Below are 12,098 nucleotides of genomic sequence, written 5' to 3'. Positions count from 1 at the left end.
AGGTCGAGGGGGGTTGGCACCAAACTGACAGAACGCGCTACCTGGCAAACCAAGCGGAGCGCACAACGGATCCAGTCGGCTCCGGAGCGAACGACTTCTCTCAGGCCAAGCCAAACTTTTCGGCGTGCACCTGGTTTCTCGGTACGCCCAGCTTTCGCAGAGCGTTCTCCACCACGGCGGTCATCGCGGGCGGGCCGCACACGTAGACGTCGCGTTCGGTGATGTCGGGAACCATATGACGCAGAGCCTCGGGCTCGAATGGCCGGGCGCCTTGTCCGGTCCGGCCGGTGAGCAGGTACAGCCGTCCGCGGTGGCGCTCGACCAGTTCCCGGACCTCACGAAGAAGCACGGCCGAGCTCTCGTCACGCACCCGGTAAAGGACCACCGCGTTTCCGGTCTGTTCCTCCTCCAGCAACGCACGTATCGGTGTGATACCCACGCCGCCTGCGATCAGCAGGATGCCGTCGCACCTTCTGTGCCGTGTGGTGAACGAGCCATATGGGCCTTCCATGAGTACCCGGTTCCCGATCTTCAGGTTGCGCAAGCCCGCACTGCCACTGCCCACGGCTTTGGCCGTCAAGCGCAACGAACGGCTGTTGGGTGCGGCCGAAAGCGAGAACGGGTTGGCCAGCCACCAGTGCCGATGGCCAGGGAACCGCCAGATCGAGAACTGGCCTGCCCGAGCGGGCAGTTTGTCGAGGTGACGACCGGTGATGTGCACGGACACGACGTCAGCCGCCTCAGGCACGACGGCTTCGACCCGGAACCGGTGGTACGTGTTGCGCCAGACCGGCATGACGATCCGCCCGGTGACGAGGCAGCCGAAGGCCAGCAACCACAATGCCCACCAGTAGATCGTCGCGAACGTGGAGGCCCTGAACGTCGTGGTCTCCAGCAGCTGGTGCACGAAGGCCAAGGACAAGGTCACGTACAGCAGCATGTGCAATCCGTGCCATACCTCGTACCGCAACTTGCGTCGCACGTATCGGGTCGAGATCGCGGCGATCAGCAGGACGATGGCGGCGGCAAACATGCCCAGCAACGAGGCCGGCACACCGGCCAATGCCAAGAATGTCTTCCCCGCCGAGGCGTTGTCGAGCGCCGCGTAGCCGAGCACGACGATCGTCGCGTGCGTGAGCACGGTCCAGAACATCGTGAATCCGATCCACCGGTGCCACACGGTCAGCCGATCCATGCCGATTCGCCGGTCGAGCCACGGCACCCTCGCCACCAACAGCAACTGGCAGATCAGCAGCAATGCCGCGTGCAGGCCGAAGAACTTGGCGACGGTGAGGATTCCGTTCTTGCCCTCGCCAGAGGTGACGAACAAGAACTCGATGATCACCACGTTGACGACCAGGAACGACCAGAGAGCCAGCCTTGCCTGAACGACCGGCGGCAGCATGCCCGGCCGCACCTGCGTACTCGTCGTCATCTGTCGCTACCTTCCGTCCACGGCAGGCACCTACCACCCTCGACGAAACCCTCGGGTGGCGTGCACAGTATGTGACGGCCACTCCTTCGGGAAGCCTTGCCGTCCTGTTTTGTTATCGACGCGTTGAAACTTCCGCGGATGCGCGACGTCTGTCATGCCGCGTCCGACGTCAGGCCCTGCGCATGAAGACGCTCACGGAGCACCTTCAATCCATAGTGTGAGCGCGACTTCACAGTCCCCGGAGGAACGCCGAGCTTTTTCGCCGCTTCCTCGACAGACGTGCCATGTACATAAATCTGCACCAGCGCGTCGCGATGTTTGATCGTCAGTTCATCCAGCGCGGCAAGAACGAAGATGGAATCCACGACACTATCGGCATGGTCGCGCTCGACGGGAATGTCCTCCGATGACTCCGCCACCTCCGTCGGTCGTCTCGCACGGGCACGCTTGCGGTCCAGCACGAGATTCCGGACGACGGTCAGCAGCCAACCCCGCAGGGACTCTCTCCTGGTGGTCAGATTCTCGGGATGCCGCCACGCTCGCACCCACGCTTCTTGCAGGATGTCCTCCGCGGCGACCCGGTCACCGAGCAGCCGCGTCGCGTAGGCGAGCATGGCCTTGCCGTGTTCCTCGACGATGGAACAAACGAGTGCGTCGTCGGCGACCTGCCGACGATGCCGAATCGCGGAACTGGTCATGTGACGCTCTTCCCTATCCTGCCGGCTGGGACAGCTTCAGGTTCGAAGATGTCCGCACAACCCGGAACAGGGTGCGCACCGACATGATCACTGGTACACCGCCGGATGCCCGGGCCATAGCCTGCTGTGTGGCGTTCGTGCACCGCGTCCTGGGGTACCAAGGTGGCCTCGCGCCTGCCGAAAACAGTTGACCGGATAGCGGCGACGGGGAGAGAATTCGACGAGCCCGATTTCCTGGCGAGGCGAATGCCGCTGCCCGTTCATCGTGACCGACTCTTGCCGACCGGTGGATCAGCACGTCGGTGAACATCTTCACTAACGCAGGCACGGAGAAGCAGGGTGACCTACCTCGCAACGCCCGCGTGTCCATGAAAGCAGTCTCACATCAGGCGACCGGTTCGTACCCCGACGACGACTTCCGGGCAAGAATGCCTGCCCTCGATGCCCCTGCCGCCAACACGAACAGCAAGGCCCCGGACTGTCCCGGCACACGTGCCCTAGGTGTCGCTAGTGTGACTCGCTGCGCAGCAGCGCGGCCAGGGCCCCGTCCAGGGGAAGGTGGTCGCCTTCGCAGCCCACAGGGACGACAGCGAACGTCGAACGCAGGAAGCCCGCCAGCTCGTCCGACGAGCCGAGCAGTGTGGCAGTGCCGTCCGGACTGGTGAGCTCGATGGCGGCAGCACCCGCGACCTCCACCGCGGGTGCGACACGCACATCCCCCAGCCCCGCGGCCTGCACCAGCCCCTCCACAAGAAGATCACGAGCGAACGTCCACTCGACAGGCCCAGCCGGCCCACCATCGAGAACCATCGCGATCGCGTAAGGATCATCGTCCCGATAATGCAAACTCGCATCGACAACAGGCGGCCGCCCATCCCGATCAGCCACAATGAAGGTAAACCGGCGACTCACCACACGCCGACCGTCCATGACCGGAAACTCCGGCGAAAAATACGTCATACCCCATAGACGAACCAGCCCACCCAACGGTTCACCGAACCACCAAAAAAGTGACCCAGCCTTCACTCGGACCAACCGAATACACAGCCACAACCCACCAAATTGCCCGAACAGGAACACAAACCTAGCCAATAAGGCAATCGGCGACAGGAATAATTGCTACCCGGCCCCCAAAAGGAGGTCGGTCTTCGAAGGTGGCACACGCAACTCACCGACGAGTGCACCGCAAAGCGACTCATTGGGGCCCTCGCTTCTCAGCGCGGCCGCGGAGGGCAGGCGGACCCTACCCGGTCAGACGACATCCTTGTCTTCGGGTTCAGCGGTGGCTTTCCACAGGCTGTCCACCAGCACGGCGAAGTTGTCGAAGGGTTCGGGATCACTCCCGTCGCCGGGCCACCACTCGTATGCGGTCCACTCGCTGTTCTCCGCGTTGCCGTCCACATGCAGGAGCCAATTGCCACCGCTGCCACCGTCGTCGTTCGAGATCAGCACACATCGCTTCAACAGGGTGACCCAGTCGGCGAAGTCCTCCATCCCTGGCTCCGACCACGCTGCGAGGAGTCCGGGATCCGCTTCGGAAAACCAGCCGATCTCCTCGACCTTGACCAAGTCGAGAGAGTAGGCCATAGAGCTCCAGCCGTTGCCGGCCAGCAGAAAGTTCCGGTAGGTCGGCGGCAGTGCTACACCGAGACGCGCTTCAGTGGCAAGAATCGCTTCCTCACTCGCCGGCTCGTGGCCCAGCCACCCAGCCTGCCGTTGGCCCTCGGTCATCAACCACTTTGCTCGCCCCTCTGCTTCGGCGCGGCGCAGGTAACTCGAGTTCAGGAATTCGGAATTGTAGCGGCGCAGGAACTCGCGCCACTCGACGACGGTCGAAGGTGAAGGGACGGACGTTGTCATGCGTGAACTCCTTGAGCGGTGGCAATTCAACGCCAATTTTGCACACGTCCTGGGCCCTGAAAACAGGCTTGCCCTTCCAGGCTTCGACCCGTATCCCTACGTCCCGTTCTTGCGGGCGACACGTATGACATCTCTCACTCCCGAGGCACCACACGAGGGAAGCCTCAAGATGTCCGCCGGCTCGTCTGCAGGCCGGCCCACGCCTTTCCCGCCCGAGTGAGGCCGCGGCCGATGCCCGCCGGGCCACCATCGATCACCACGACATCGGCGTACTCGGCCGGCTCCGTCATGCGGTCTCTTTTGCCGGGGCCCCTCGACAGGCAAGGGCGCCAAGCTCCTTCGCGAGGTCAGCGATTCTGGGGTTGCCCATGATGTCGGGCAAAGTGCAGGCGACACCGTCACGGCGCAGGTTCTCCGCGATGACGGCGGCGAGCAGGCTGTGCCCGCCGAGGTCGAAGAAGGAATCGTTGCGACCGATGCGATCGAGCTTGAGAACGGAACAGAATGCCTTCCCCAGCCGCGCTTCCAGCTCACCGCGCAGGGGGTCGGGCGGGGTGAACGCAGGCGACCGCGGAGGCAGCGTCAGAGCGTCGAAGTCCACCTTGCCATGGGATGTCAGTGGCAGTTCGCCGGCTCGGAGGAAAACCGCCGGGATCATCACCTGGGGAAGACGATCCGCGAGGAACTCCTTCAGCTCAAGGTCCGGGAGCACGCCGTCGTCGGGCCCCACGACGTAGGCGACAAGATCCGACGAACCGGCATCGTCACGGAGTTTGACGACGGCCTGGTCGACATCGGGATGGGCCAGCAGAGTGGCTTCGATTTCACCCAGCTCGATCCGGTGGCCGCGGATCTTCACCTGCCGGTCCGCGCGACCGTGGAACTCCAGCGCTCCGTCGGCCGAACGGCGGACCAGGTCGCCGGTTCGATAGCTGCGCCACACACCCTCCATATCGGACACTGCGGAGAACCGCTCGGCGGTCAGCTCGGCCCGGTCGTGGTAACCCCGGGCCACGCAGGTTCCGCTGAGCACGAGTTCGCCCACCGAGCCGTCCGGCAGTGGCCTGCCCTCGGCATCCACGACCTGGCACATCGTTCCGGCGATCGGGTGCCCGATGACCGGGCGGGGATACCGGTCGACCCTCGCCCAGGTGGCGAAAACAGTGCATTCGCTGGGCCCGTAGAGGTTGATCGCGACCGTGCGAGGCGCGGCGGCCAGCTCCGTCCAGAGTCCTTGACCGACAGCTTCACCGCCGGTGAGCAGGAGCGAGGGGGCGTGCGACAGGTGGAACAGACCGCGTTGGACAAGCTGCCCTGCAAGCCCCGGGGTGACCTCGACGACATCCAACGCGTTGTCGAGGATCGCCTGGTCCATGAGCGCTGCGTCGGCGCGGACCTCGTCGGAGAGCAGGTACAGCTCGTGCCCGCCGACCATCCACAACAGAGGGTCCCAAGCCGCGTCGAACGACAAGGCGATGGCATGCGCGACGCGCAGGCGCGGGCGCCCGGCGGCCTGCGTGGCGAGCGGGAAGAGATGGCGTTCGTGCTCGAGCAGCAGATTCGCCAGGCTCCGGTGCTCGACAAGCACGCCCTTGGGTGCACCGGAGGACCCGGAGGTGTACACGAGATACGCGGCTGAAGAAGGGGTGGCCACCGTATTGGCGTTGGCACCCGATCGTGGCCGCGGCTGTTCGCGATGCCGTTGTGGCGGCCGCCAAAGGTCGTCCATGGCCAACTGCCACCTGGCGTAGTCGAGGACATAGGCGGGCTTGGCATCGCGAAGAATCGCCGACGTTCGCCCCGGCGCTCCCCGGGGATCGATCGCGAGATGTGTCGCCCCGGCGTGGATGATCGCCAGCTGGGCGATGATCGCCTCGGCCGAACGAGGCAACGTCGTGGCCACGACGTCACCCGATTTGCAGCAGTGTGTCCGCAGCCAGCTTGCCATCTGGTCGACGAGTTCGCCGAGTTCACCAAAAGTGTAGCTTTTGGTTCGCCAGTGCAGCGCGACGTCCTCCGGATGGGCCGCGACCTGTTGTGTCCAGCGGTCGATGATCGTGGCGTGCAAGGTGGTCGAATCGCTCATCGGTCACTTTCAGATCCTGGACGGCACGAACCGGCGAAGGGCGTCCAGCACCGGCCCAGCGCCGCTGGGGGAAGCGAAGAAGCGGTGGTTGCCCGCGGGCACCGTATGACACGTGAACTGCCCTGCCGTCCACATTGCCCATTGCCCGGTGCCTTCCCGCTCTGGCACGAGTACGTCGTGTTCACCTCGGAGCACGGTCATCGGACAGGACAGGGGCCAGTAGCGCGGTCCCTGGTACTCGTCCTCCCACTCGAGATCCCGCCGCAAAGCGGCGAGTGCGTAGGCACTCACGGCGGGTGACTCGAACGACGCGGGCAGGTTCTCGGTGCCGGAGCGGAGGAAATCGATCAGCGCAGAGTCCGGCCAAGCCCGATCGGTGGCGAGTGAACGCCATTGTGGAGCCACTGACGACATCAGCACCACACCGGCGAGCGGGAGTCGGCGGCTTTCCAGATACTGTGCTGTCTCCAGCGCCGCCATCGCGCCAAGACCCGCTCCGAGCAGCACTGGCGCGCGGCCCGCGGCCAAGGCCGTTACGACCGCGCCCGTGTCGGTGGCCCAGCCCGCCATACCGACCCCTCTTCCAGGGTATTTGACCACGTACGTGTCGAATTCCCGTTTCAGGCCGAAGATCTCCCGGAAAGTGGCTTCGGATCCACCGGCAGGCGGGAAGCCTATGACCAAAAGGCGCTGGTGAGAGACGGTGTCCATATGACCTCCGGGGTGCGGAGCAGATCTCGTCGGCTCTCCGGCAAGGCAGTGTGGTCTGACATGAAGTGTGCGGTCCACGATGGAATCCACGAAGGGATGGCGAAGCCCTGGGTGCTTTCGGGCATACGGCCCCTCGAAAACGGGCAATCCGTCTTATCCGATCGCTTCGAATGTCCGTTCAAGTGACCAGACTGGTCTGGCCGTCGTCGCGGAACTCGGCGCGCGGGCTGCCCGGCCGTGGCCGGACAGGCAGGCATGACTGCCTGTCCAGCCCCACCTTCGCGCGGTGGCGGGGCACAACGTGATGCACTCGGTGCATGACCTTTCTCCGGCCCCGCACGCTGCCGTGCGTACCGAGTCTTGAGTTCCGCTCCTGCGGAATGAGTCTCCCAAGCCGAACCCGGCGTCCGTAGGGTCCGCATGGTCACCACTGTTGTGCTGCTCTACTTCGCCGCCGCGAGCATCCCCGGTGCCAACCTCGCGCTCATCATGAACATGGCGGCATCCGTTCCGCGTCGTATCGCGGTGGCCGCCGCGCTCGGCATTGTGGCCGCTACCGCCGTGCTGTCGACTGCGGCGCTTCTCGGTCTGGGAGAGATCCTGACGACGACACGTTGGCTGGGTGAACTGTTGCGCATCGGCGGTGCCGCCTATCTCCTGTGGGTGGGACTCGCCGCGTGCGTTCGGGCCCGGCAGCCGGCCGACGGCCAGGTATTTCCACGACTTCGCTGGTCTGCGGCATTTCGGAGAGGGTTGCTCACGAACCTCGTCAACCCGAAGACGATCGCGTTCTTCTGTGTCGGCCTCGCTGCCGCGGTCACCGCGGTCCCCACCGTCGAGGCGAGGCTGGTCGCGCTGGTAGCCGTGGTCGTGTCGTCGATCATCTGGAACGTATCGCTGGCGTCGATACTGTCCACCCGGACTGCCCGGTCGTTCTTCGAGCGTCGGCGTCGGGCGGTGGGACTGGGATCCGGCGTGGTCCTGATCGCGCTGGGACTGCAGATGGCCCTGACATGAGGGCCATCAGGGAGGAGCCAGGCGGGACGGCACCGCGCGGCCGGGGCTGTCCGCGCGACCAGGTCCCGGTCACCGGCGCCTGGCGGCCGGGAGATCCGTACGGCCGTCGGAAGTGGTTCAGGAGTACCCATCCGCTCGTTCTCGAAAGCTCCGGTGTGATGCCGGAATTTCACCTCGCCTACGAGACCTGGGGACAGCTCAACGGCGACGCGTCCAATGCCGTGCTCATCGAGCACGCGATGACGGGGGACAGTCATGTCGCGGGACACGCGGGCGACGGCCACCCGACGGCCGGCTGGTGGAACGGCATCGTCGGACCCGGGCTGGCCGTGGACACCACGAAGTACTTCGTCGTCGTCCCGAACATCCTCGGCGGCTGTCAGGGATCAACGGGGCCCGCGTCGATCGCGCGAGACGGCAGGCCGTGGGGAAGCCGGTTCCCGTCGATCACCATCAGGGACACGGTGCAGGCCGAGGTGCGGCTGGCCGAGGCACTGGGCATCCGACGCTGGGCCGCCGTCATAGGTGGCTCGATGGGCGGGATGCGTGCGCTGGAATGGGCGGTCGCTCACCCGGACAAGGTCGCAAGACTCTTGCTGCTCGCCTGTTCCGCCGCCACCACGGCGGAACAGATCGCGCAGGGTGCCCTCCAGTTGGCCGCCGTCACCGGCGACGCGGGCTGGCACGGAGGCGACTACTACGACGCGCCGGCCGGCCATGGCCCGCACCGAGGACTGAGCCTCGCCCGCCGCATCGCGCAGCTTTCCTACCGGTGCGAGGCAGAACTGGCGCAACGGTTCGGGCGTCAGGCGAACGAACGCGAAAATCCGCTCGAAGGCGGGCGTTTCGCCGTCGAGTCCTATCTCGACCATCACGCGAACAAGCTGCTGCGGCGGTTTGACGCAGGTAGCTACGTCACGCTGACCCGCGCCAAGAACACTCACGACGTCGGGCGTGGCCGTGGAGGTACCGATGCCGCGCTGGCTCACATCACCGCCACCACGATCGTCGCGTCCATCACGAGTGACCGGCTCTACCTGCCGTCCACCGTGCAAGCGCTGGCGGACGGCGTTTCCGGTTGCGACGGAGTGTCGAGCATCGTGTCCCGACACGGGCACGACGGGTTTCTGATCGAGACGGCACAAGTCGCCGTTCTGGTGCGCCGCTTGCTCGACGGATGATGGGCCCTGGCCGCCCCGACCGGTGTACTGCCATGCGCGGCGCGCATCCGGCTCGGCATGCCCCTATTCGCACGCAGCCATGACCAGGCAGAGCAGGTCGCCCTTGTCATCGACGATCTCATAGCCGGTGACGTACTCCGCGTTGTGCACGGGGAAGACAAAGGCGTTCGCACCGGTTTCCCGATCCAGCATCACGTTCGCCCAGGCGACCGGCCGGTGACGCGGGCCCCTGGCCCGGATGTCCTCGCACGCGTCTCGGACGAAGGAAGGCATCCCGTCCACGTGGGGAAGCGACGCGCGCATGGCCTCCTCGCCCCAGAGGACCGCATAGTCCTCGATGAAGTGGACGTCGTGGTAGCGCGGGACGTTCCAGTCCGCCTCGGCGATCCGAGAGGGATCGGCGACCGGAATCACGACCAAGGTGACAGTGGGCCAGAGGGCACCGGAGTCCTCGCCGAGCGGGGCATCGGTGCACCAGCCCACATACACCGGATGGCTGCCCGCGGGGAGCCGGTGGGTGAACCCGCCCTCGGTGCGCCACGGGGTTTCCCAGGTTACCGGGCTGTCCACCACGACAAGATCGCCAGCATGATCGAACCACGTAGGCCTCGACGCGACGGAGTACGCCGGCGGGGCGGGCGCGTACTTGTCGGTCAAGCGCCACAATAGGTCTTCCATCTCCATGAGGCGTGGCCCTTTCGACGGTTTGGGCGCCATGTTCGCGGGCTTCACCGATAGGTATTCCCACACGTTTCCTGCCGCCCGGATGCGAAGCCGACGCGAAAGGCTTCCACCCTGGCGAAACCGGCGGCGAGTGCTTCCCCGCGGACATCGGCCGCTATCAAACTGTCCCGCGCGAGCATCTCGGCGATGGCTTCGTCGAGATCCCCAGGTGACAGACTGAGGGTACTTCCTTTCCCCGCAACGATCGTCGACGCCCAGTAACCGGTCAAACACGCCGTTCGTCGCGCGGCGGCGGGACCGTCGAGCCGGAATCCGCCTTCCTGCTGCACCGCCAGCGTGTATCGGGAGGCGACCTCGGCGAAAGCGGCGAAGTCACCGATGCCGCCTTCCCCGCCACGCTGTGGTGGGGTTCCGATTCGGACCAGGCCGTCGAGGTCGAGAGTGATCTGATTCGACTCGGAACAGTACGAGGCGAGGCTGTCGACCGTAGTCGCCCCACAGTCGACACCGGCGGTGAGCCGTGGCGGAGCAGCGGCCAACTTGAAAGCACGGAGCAGACTGTCGGTCAGGTCCTTCATCGCTTGCCGATCGTCAAGGCGGAGGTTCTGCTCCTCCGCCTCGGCACCTTCGGTGGAGCCGATTCCCTGAGTGCTCCGGCTTGCGATCTCCGCGACGTCGATCCGTTGACATCGAGCGGGTCCGTCGGCGAACCCGAACTGGAACGCGGAAACCCGATCGAAGGCATTGCCGTGCGCACCGTCGTCGCTGAAGGTCACTCCCGCGGAATCACGGATCTGGAACAGGGTTGTCAACACCTCGTTGAGTCCCTGCCCGGTTGAAACCTGAAACGCCGGGGAGCGGCCCTCGGCGACCCAGCGGAAGTAGGCACCGGTGTAGCAGTCGGCCTGCTGTTCCTTCACGATGGAAGGCGTCTCCCGTGCCAAGCCGAGGCGGAACTGGAGAGCGTGGCCGACTTCGTGGGCCAGGACGGCCAGCACCGCCGTCTCGCCGATCGACTCCTTGAACATGGGCAGGAGTTCGCCCCGGTCCCAGGCAACGACGTCGTTGAGCGAGCAGTAGAAGGCATTCACCAGGCCGGCGGTCGACGCGCCGCAGATCGTCCGCCCGCTTCCGGTCGAGTCGTACGACACGAGGGTGGCTATCGGCTCGAACTTCCGGTTGAACGCCGCCGGCGACTGCTCACGCCAATACCTCTGGACATCGGCGACGGCGTTGGCGGCGAGGCGGTCGATCTCTCCGCCGTCGCCTCCGTCCACGGGGAGACCGGCGTCGGGTGCGCCGGGTTTGACACCACTGGGACCGTTGGTGATGTCAAGCCCGGCGACCTTGTTGGGGTCCACCGGCTGCGCGTTCCCACCCACCGAGGTGACGCAGCCGAAGAGGAACAGCGCTGAAGCGAACAAGGTCACCATCGTGGCCCAAACCTGCCGAGGCTTCATCACACTATTCCCTCCCCGCGAGCATCAGCCTTGGTCAGCTGAAGAAGACCGAACGAAGAGCATTGTCGAAACCGATGCTGCCCAAATCCGCGACATCACCGTTGACGACTACCGACTTGCCCTTGCAATCCTTCTCGGTCCACAGCTTCAAAGAGCCTGAAACGGAGATCGATGACGTCACCGCGGGACGCGGGACATTCTGGCATCCCTTACCGGCGACGCCTTGCGACGGCTCATTGTCGCTGAAATTCTTCCCGTCGAAGAGAGTCGCGCTGGTCGCGGGCGTCAGATCCGGCTGAGCAGGCTGCTCCGGCTGAGCGGTCTCGGCAGGGGCGTTCCGCTCCGGGGCCTTCTGCCCGGTCGGCGCGATCCCGAACCAGGTCCCGCCGACACCTTGGCCTTGGGTCTGGCCCGGCTTGGTGTCCTTCGCGAACCGATAGACAGGCCAGCCACCGATCGTGATCTGCAGCGAGCCGTCGTCCCGCTTGACGGTACCGACAGCGGCCTTCTTGATACCGGCGAGGAAAACCTTGCTTCCCGGGGTCACCAGAACCGGCGGCCAGGTCTTCGCGCACTCTCCGTTGCACGTGGATTTCGACGGCTTGGCCGTGTCCTTGTCGAAGCGATAGAGAGTCAGGCCCGCACCGTTGACGACGACCGGGTCGAGCGTCCCGGCCTCAGCCGCCCTGAGCTGCACCCACTTCTTGGCCACGTCCTGCTTCGCGGTATTCAGTGTCCCGTCGGACCCGGTCGCCCAGTCGCCGGTCTTCGGTTCCGCGTTGTTCGACTTCGCGGTGCCCGACAGAAAAGACAGGCTCTCATCCGCGTTCGGGGCCGCTCCGGCGGATGACGCGGAAGGGGGCGCGGCCGCGGGCACCGCGTTCTCGGCGCCGCAAGCCGCGAGCGCCAACGCTCCCGAAGCGACGAGGACGGCGACCGATACAACTCGTTTACTCAGCACGTTCT

At 65.4% G+C, this 12,098-nt stretch carries 12 protein-coding genes; 2 read left to right on the top strand and 10 right to left on the bottom strand.

The features are described 5' to 3' along the window. Positions 1 to 100 precede the first annotated feature (100 nt). The 7 genes from MJQ72_RS19955 to MJQ72_RS19930 form a co-directional block, all read right to left on the bottom strand. On the bottom strand, positions 101 to 1,435 hold the full coding sequence (locus MJQ72_RS19955) for a ferric reductase-like transmembrane domain-containing protein (protein ID WP_240600878.1): 1,335 nt from the start codon (positions 1,433 to 1,435) through the stop codon (positions 101 to 103). A 152-nt stretch (positions 1,436 to 1,587) separates the two neighbouring features. Then, positions 1,588 to 2,133, bottom strand: a complete 546-nt coding sequence (locus MJQ72_RS19950; RefSeq protein WP_240600877.1) for a sigma-70 family RNA polymerase sigma factor — start codon at positions 2,131 to 2,133, stop codon at positions 1,588 to 1,590. A 507-nt stretch (positions 2,134 to 2,640) separates the two neighbouring features. After that, positions 2,641 to 3,093, bottom strand: coding sequence for an SsgA family sporulation/cell division regulator (locus MJQ72_RS19945; RefSeq protein WP_240600876.1), 453 nt, complete (start codon positions 3,091 to 3,093; stop codon positions 2,641 to 2,643). A gap of 291 nt (positions 3,094 to 3,384) precedes the next feature. Then, positions 3,385 to 3,993, bottom strand: coding sequence for an SMI1/KNR4 family protein (locus tag MJQ72_RS19940; protein ID WP_240600875.1), 609 nt, complete (start codon positions 3,991 to 3,993; stop codon positions 3,385 to 3,387). 164 nt (positions 3,994 to 4,157) lie between these two features. Then, entirely contained in the window at positions 4,158 to 4,283 is a 126-nt protein-coding gene (locus MJQ72_RS44650; protein ID WP_256464206.1) for a hypothetical protein, read from the bottom strand. After that, positions 4,280 to 6,079, bottom strand: a complete 1,800-nt coding sequence (locus MJQ72_RS19935) for a non-ribosomal peptide synthetase (RefSeq protein WP_240600874.1) — start codon at positions 6,077 to 6,079, stop codon at positions 4,280 to 4,282. Before MJQ72_RS19935 ends, MJQ72_RS44650 begins: the two co-directional genes overlap by 4 nt. 9 nt (positions 6,080 to 6,088) lie before the next feature. After that, positions 6,089 to 6,790: a thioesterase II family protein gene (locus MJQ72_RS19930; RefSeq protein ID WP_240600873.1), complete on the bottom strand. Its 702-nt coding sequence runs from the start codon at positions 6,788 to 6,790 to the stop codon at positions 6,089 to 6,091. 420 nt (positions 6,791 to 7,210) lie between these two features. Here MJQ72_RS19930 and MJQ72_RS19925 point away from each other — a divergent pair, with 420 nt between their 5' ends. Next, on the top strand, positions 7,211 to 7,807 hold the full coding sequence (locus MJQ72_RS19925) for a LysE family transporter (RefSeq protein ID WP_240600872.1): 597 nt from the start codon (positions 7,211 to 7,213) through the stop codon (positions 7,805 to 7,807). Then, positions 7,804 to 8,988 (top strand): homoserine O-acetyltransferase, encoded by a 1,185-nt coding sequence (locus tag MJQ72_RS19920; protein WP_396426966.1) that lies wholly within the window; start codon positions 7,804 to 7,806, stop codon positions 8,986 to 8,988. Before MJQ72_RS19925 ends, MJQ72_RS19920 begins: the two co-directional genes overlap by 4 nt. A 63-nt stretch (positions 8,989 to 9,051) precedes the next feature. Here the strand turns inward: MJQ72_RS19920 and MJQ72_RS19915 are convergent, their stop codons facing one another. The 3 genes from MJQ72_RS19915 to MJQ72_RS19905 form a co-directional block, all read right to left on the bottom strand. Beyond that, on the bottom strand, positions 9,052 to 9,558 hold the full coding sequence (locus MJQ72_RS19915) for a hypothetical protein (protein ID WP_240600870.1): 507 nt from the start codon (positions 9,556 to 9,558) through the stop codon (positions 9,052 to 9,054). A gap of 158 nt (positions 9,559 to 9,716) precedes the next feature. Continuing rightward, positions 9,717 to 11,132 carry a neutral zinc metallopeptidase gene (locus MJQ72_RS19910; protein ID WP_240600869.1) on the bottom strand — a complete coding sequence of 472 codons (1,416 nt, stop codon included), beginning with the start codon at positions 11,130 to 11,132 and terminating at the stop codon, positions 9,717 to 9,719. A gap of 34 nt (positions 11,133 to 11,166) precedes the next feature. Next, a complete protein-coding gene (locus tag MJQ72_RS19905; protein ID WP_315860884.1) occupies positions 11,167 to 12,042 on the bottom strand; it encodes a hypothetical protein in 876 nt (291 codons plus the stop codon). Between the last annotated feature and the right edge of the window lie 56 nt (positions 12,043 to 12,098).

Origin of the sequence: Amycolatopsis sp. EV170708-02-1 (assembly GCF_022479115.1) — a bacterium.
In the GTDB taxonomy this organism is placed as follows: Bacteria; Actinomycetota; Actinomycetes; order Mycobacteriales; family Pseudonocardiaceae; genus Amycolatopsis.
The sequence above is the reverse complement of the archived record's forward strand: the minus strand, read 5'-3'. Positions and strand labels throughout refer to the sequence as shown.

What these genes read in the sequence shown, in the direction of transcription:
- MJQ72_RS19935 (WP_240600874.1), bottom strand. Translation starts at nt 6,079, where the DNA reads ATGAGCGATTCGACCACCTTGCACGCCACGATCATCGACCGCTGGACA.
- MJQ72_RS44650 (WP_256464206.1), bottom strand. Translation starts at nt 4,283, where the DNA reads ATGACGGAGCCGGCCGAGTACGCCGATGTCGTGGTGATCGATGGTGGC.
- MJQ72_RS19945 (WP_240600876.1), bottom strand. Translation starts at nt 3,093, where the DNA reads ATGACGTATTTTTCGCCGGAGTTTCCGGTCATGGACGGTCGGCGTGTG.
- MJQ72_RS19940 (WP_240600875.1), bottom strand. Translation starts at nt 3,993, where the DNA reads ATGACAACGTCCGTCCCTTCACCTTCGACCGTCGTCGAGTGGCGCGAG.
- MJQ72_RS19955 (WP_240600878.1), bottom strand. Translation starts at nt 1,435, where the DNA reads ATGACGACGAGTACGCAGGTGCGGCCGGGCATGCTGCCGCCGGTCGTT.
- MJQ72_RS19925 (WP_240600872.1), top strand. Translation starts at nt 7,211, where the DNA reads ATGGTCACCACTGTTGTGCTGCTCTACTTCGCCGCCGCGAGCATCCCC.
- MJQ72_RS19950 (WP_240600877.1), bottom strand. Translation starts at nt 2,133, where the DNA reads ATGACCAGTTCCGCGATTCGGCATCGTCGGCAGGTCGCCGACGACGCA.
- MJQ72_RS19930 (WP_240600873.1), bottom strand. Translation starts at nt 6,790, where the DNA reads ATGGACACCGTCTCTCACCAGCGCCTTTTGGTCATAGGCTTCCCGCCT.
- MJQ72_RS19920 (WP_396426966.1), top strand. Translation starts at nt 7,804, where the DNA reads ATGAGGGCCATCAGGGAGGAGCCAGGCGGGACGGCACCGCGCGGCCGG.
- MJQ72_RS19910 (WP_240600869.1), bottom strand. Translation starts at nt 11,132, where the DNA reads ATGAAGCCTCGGCAGGTTTGGGCCACGATGGTGACCTTGTTCGCTTCA.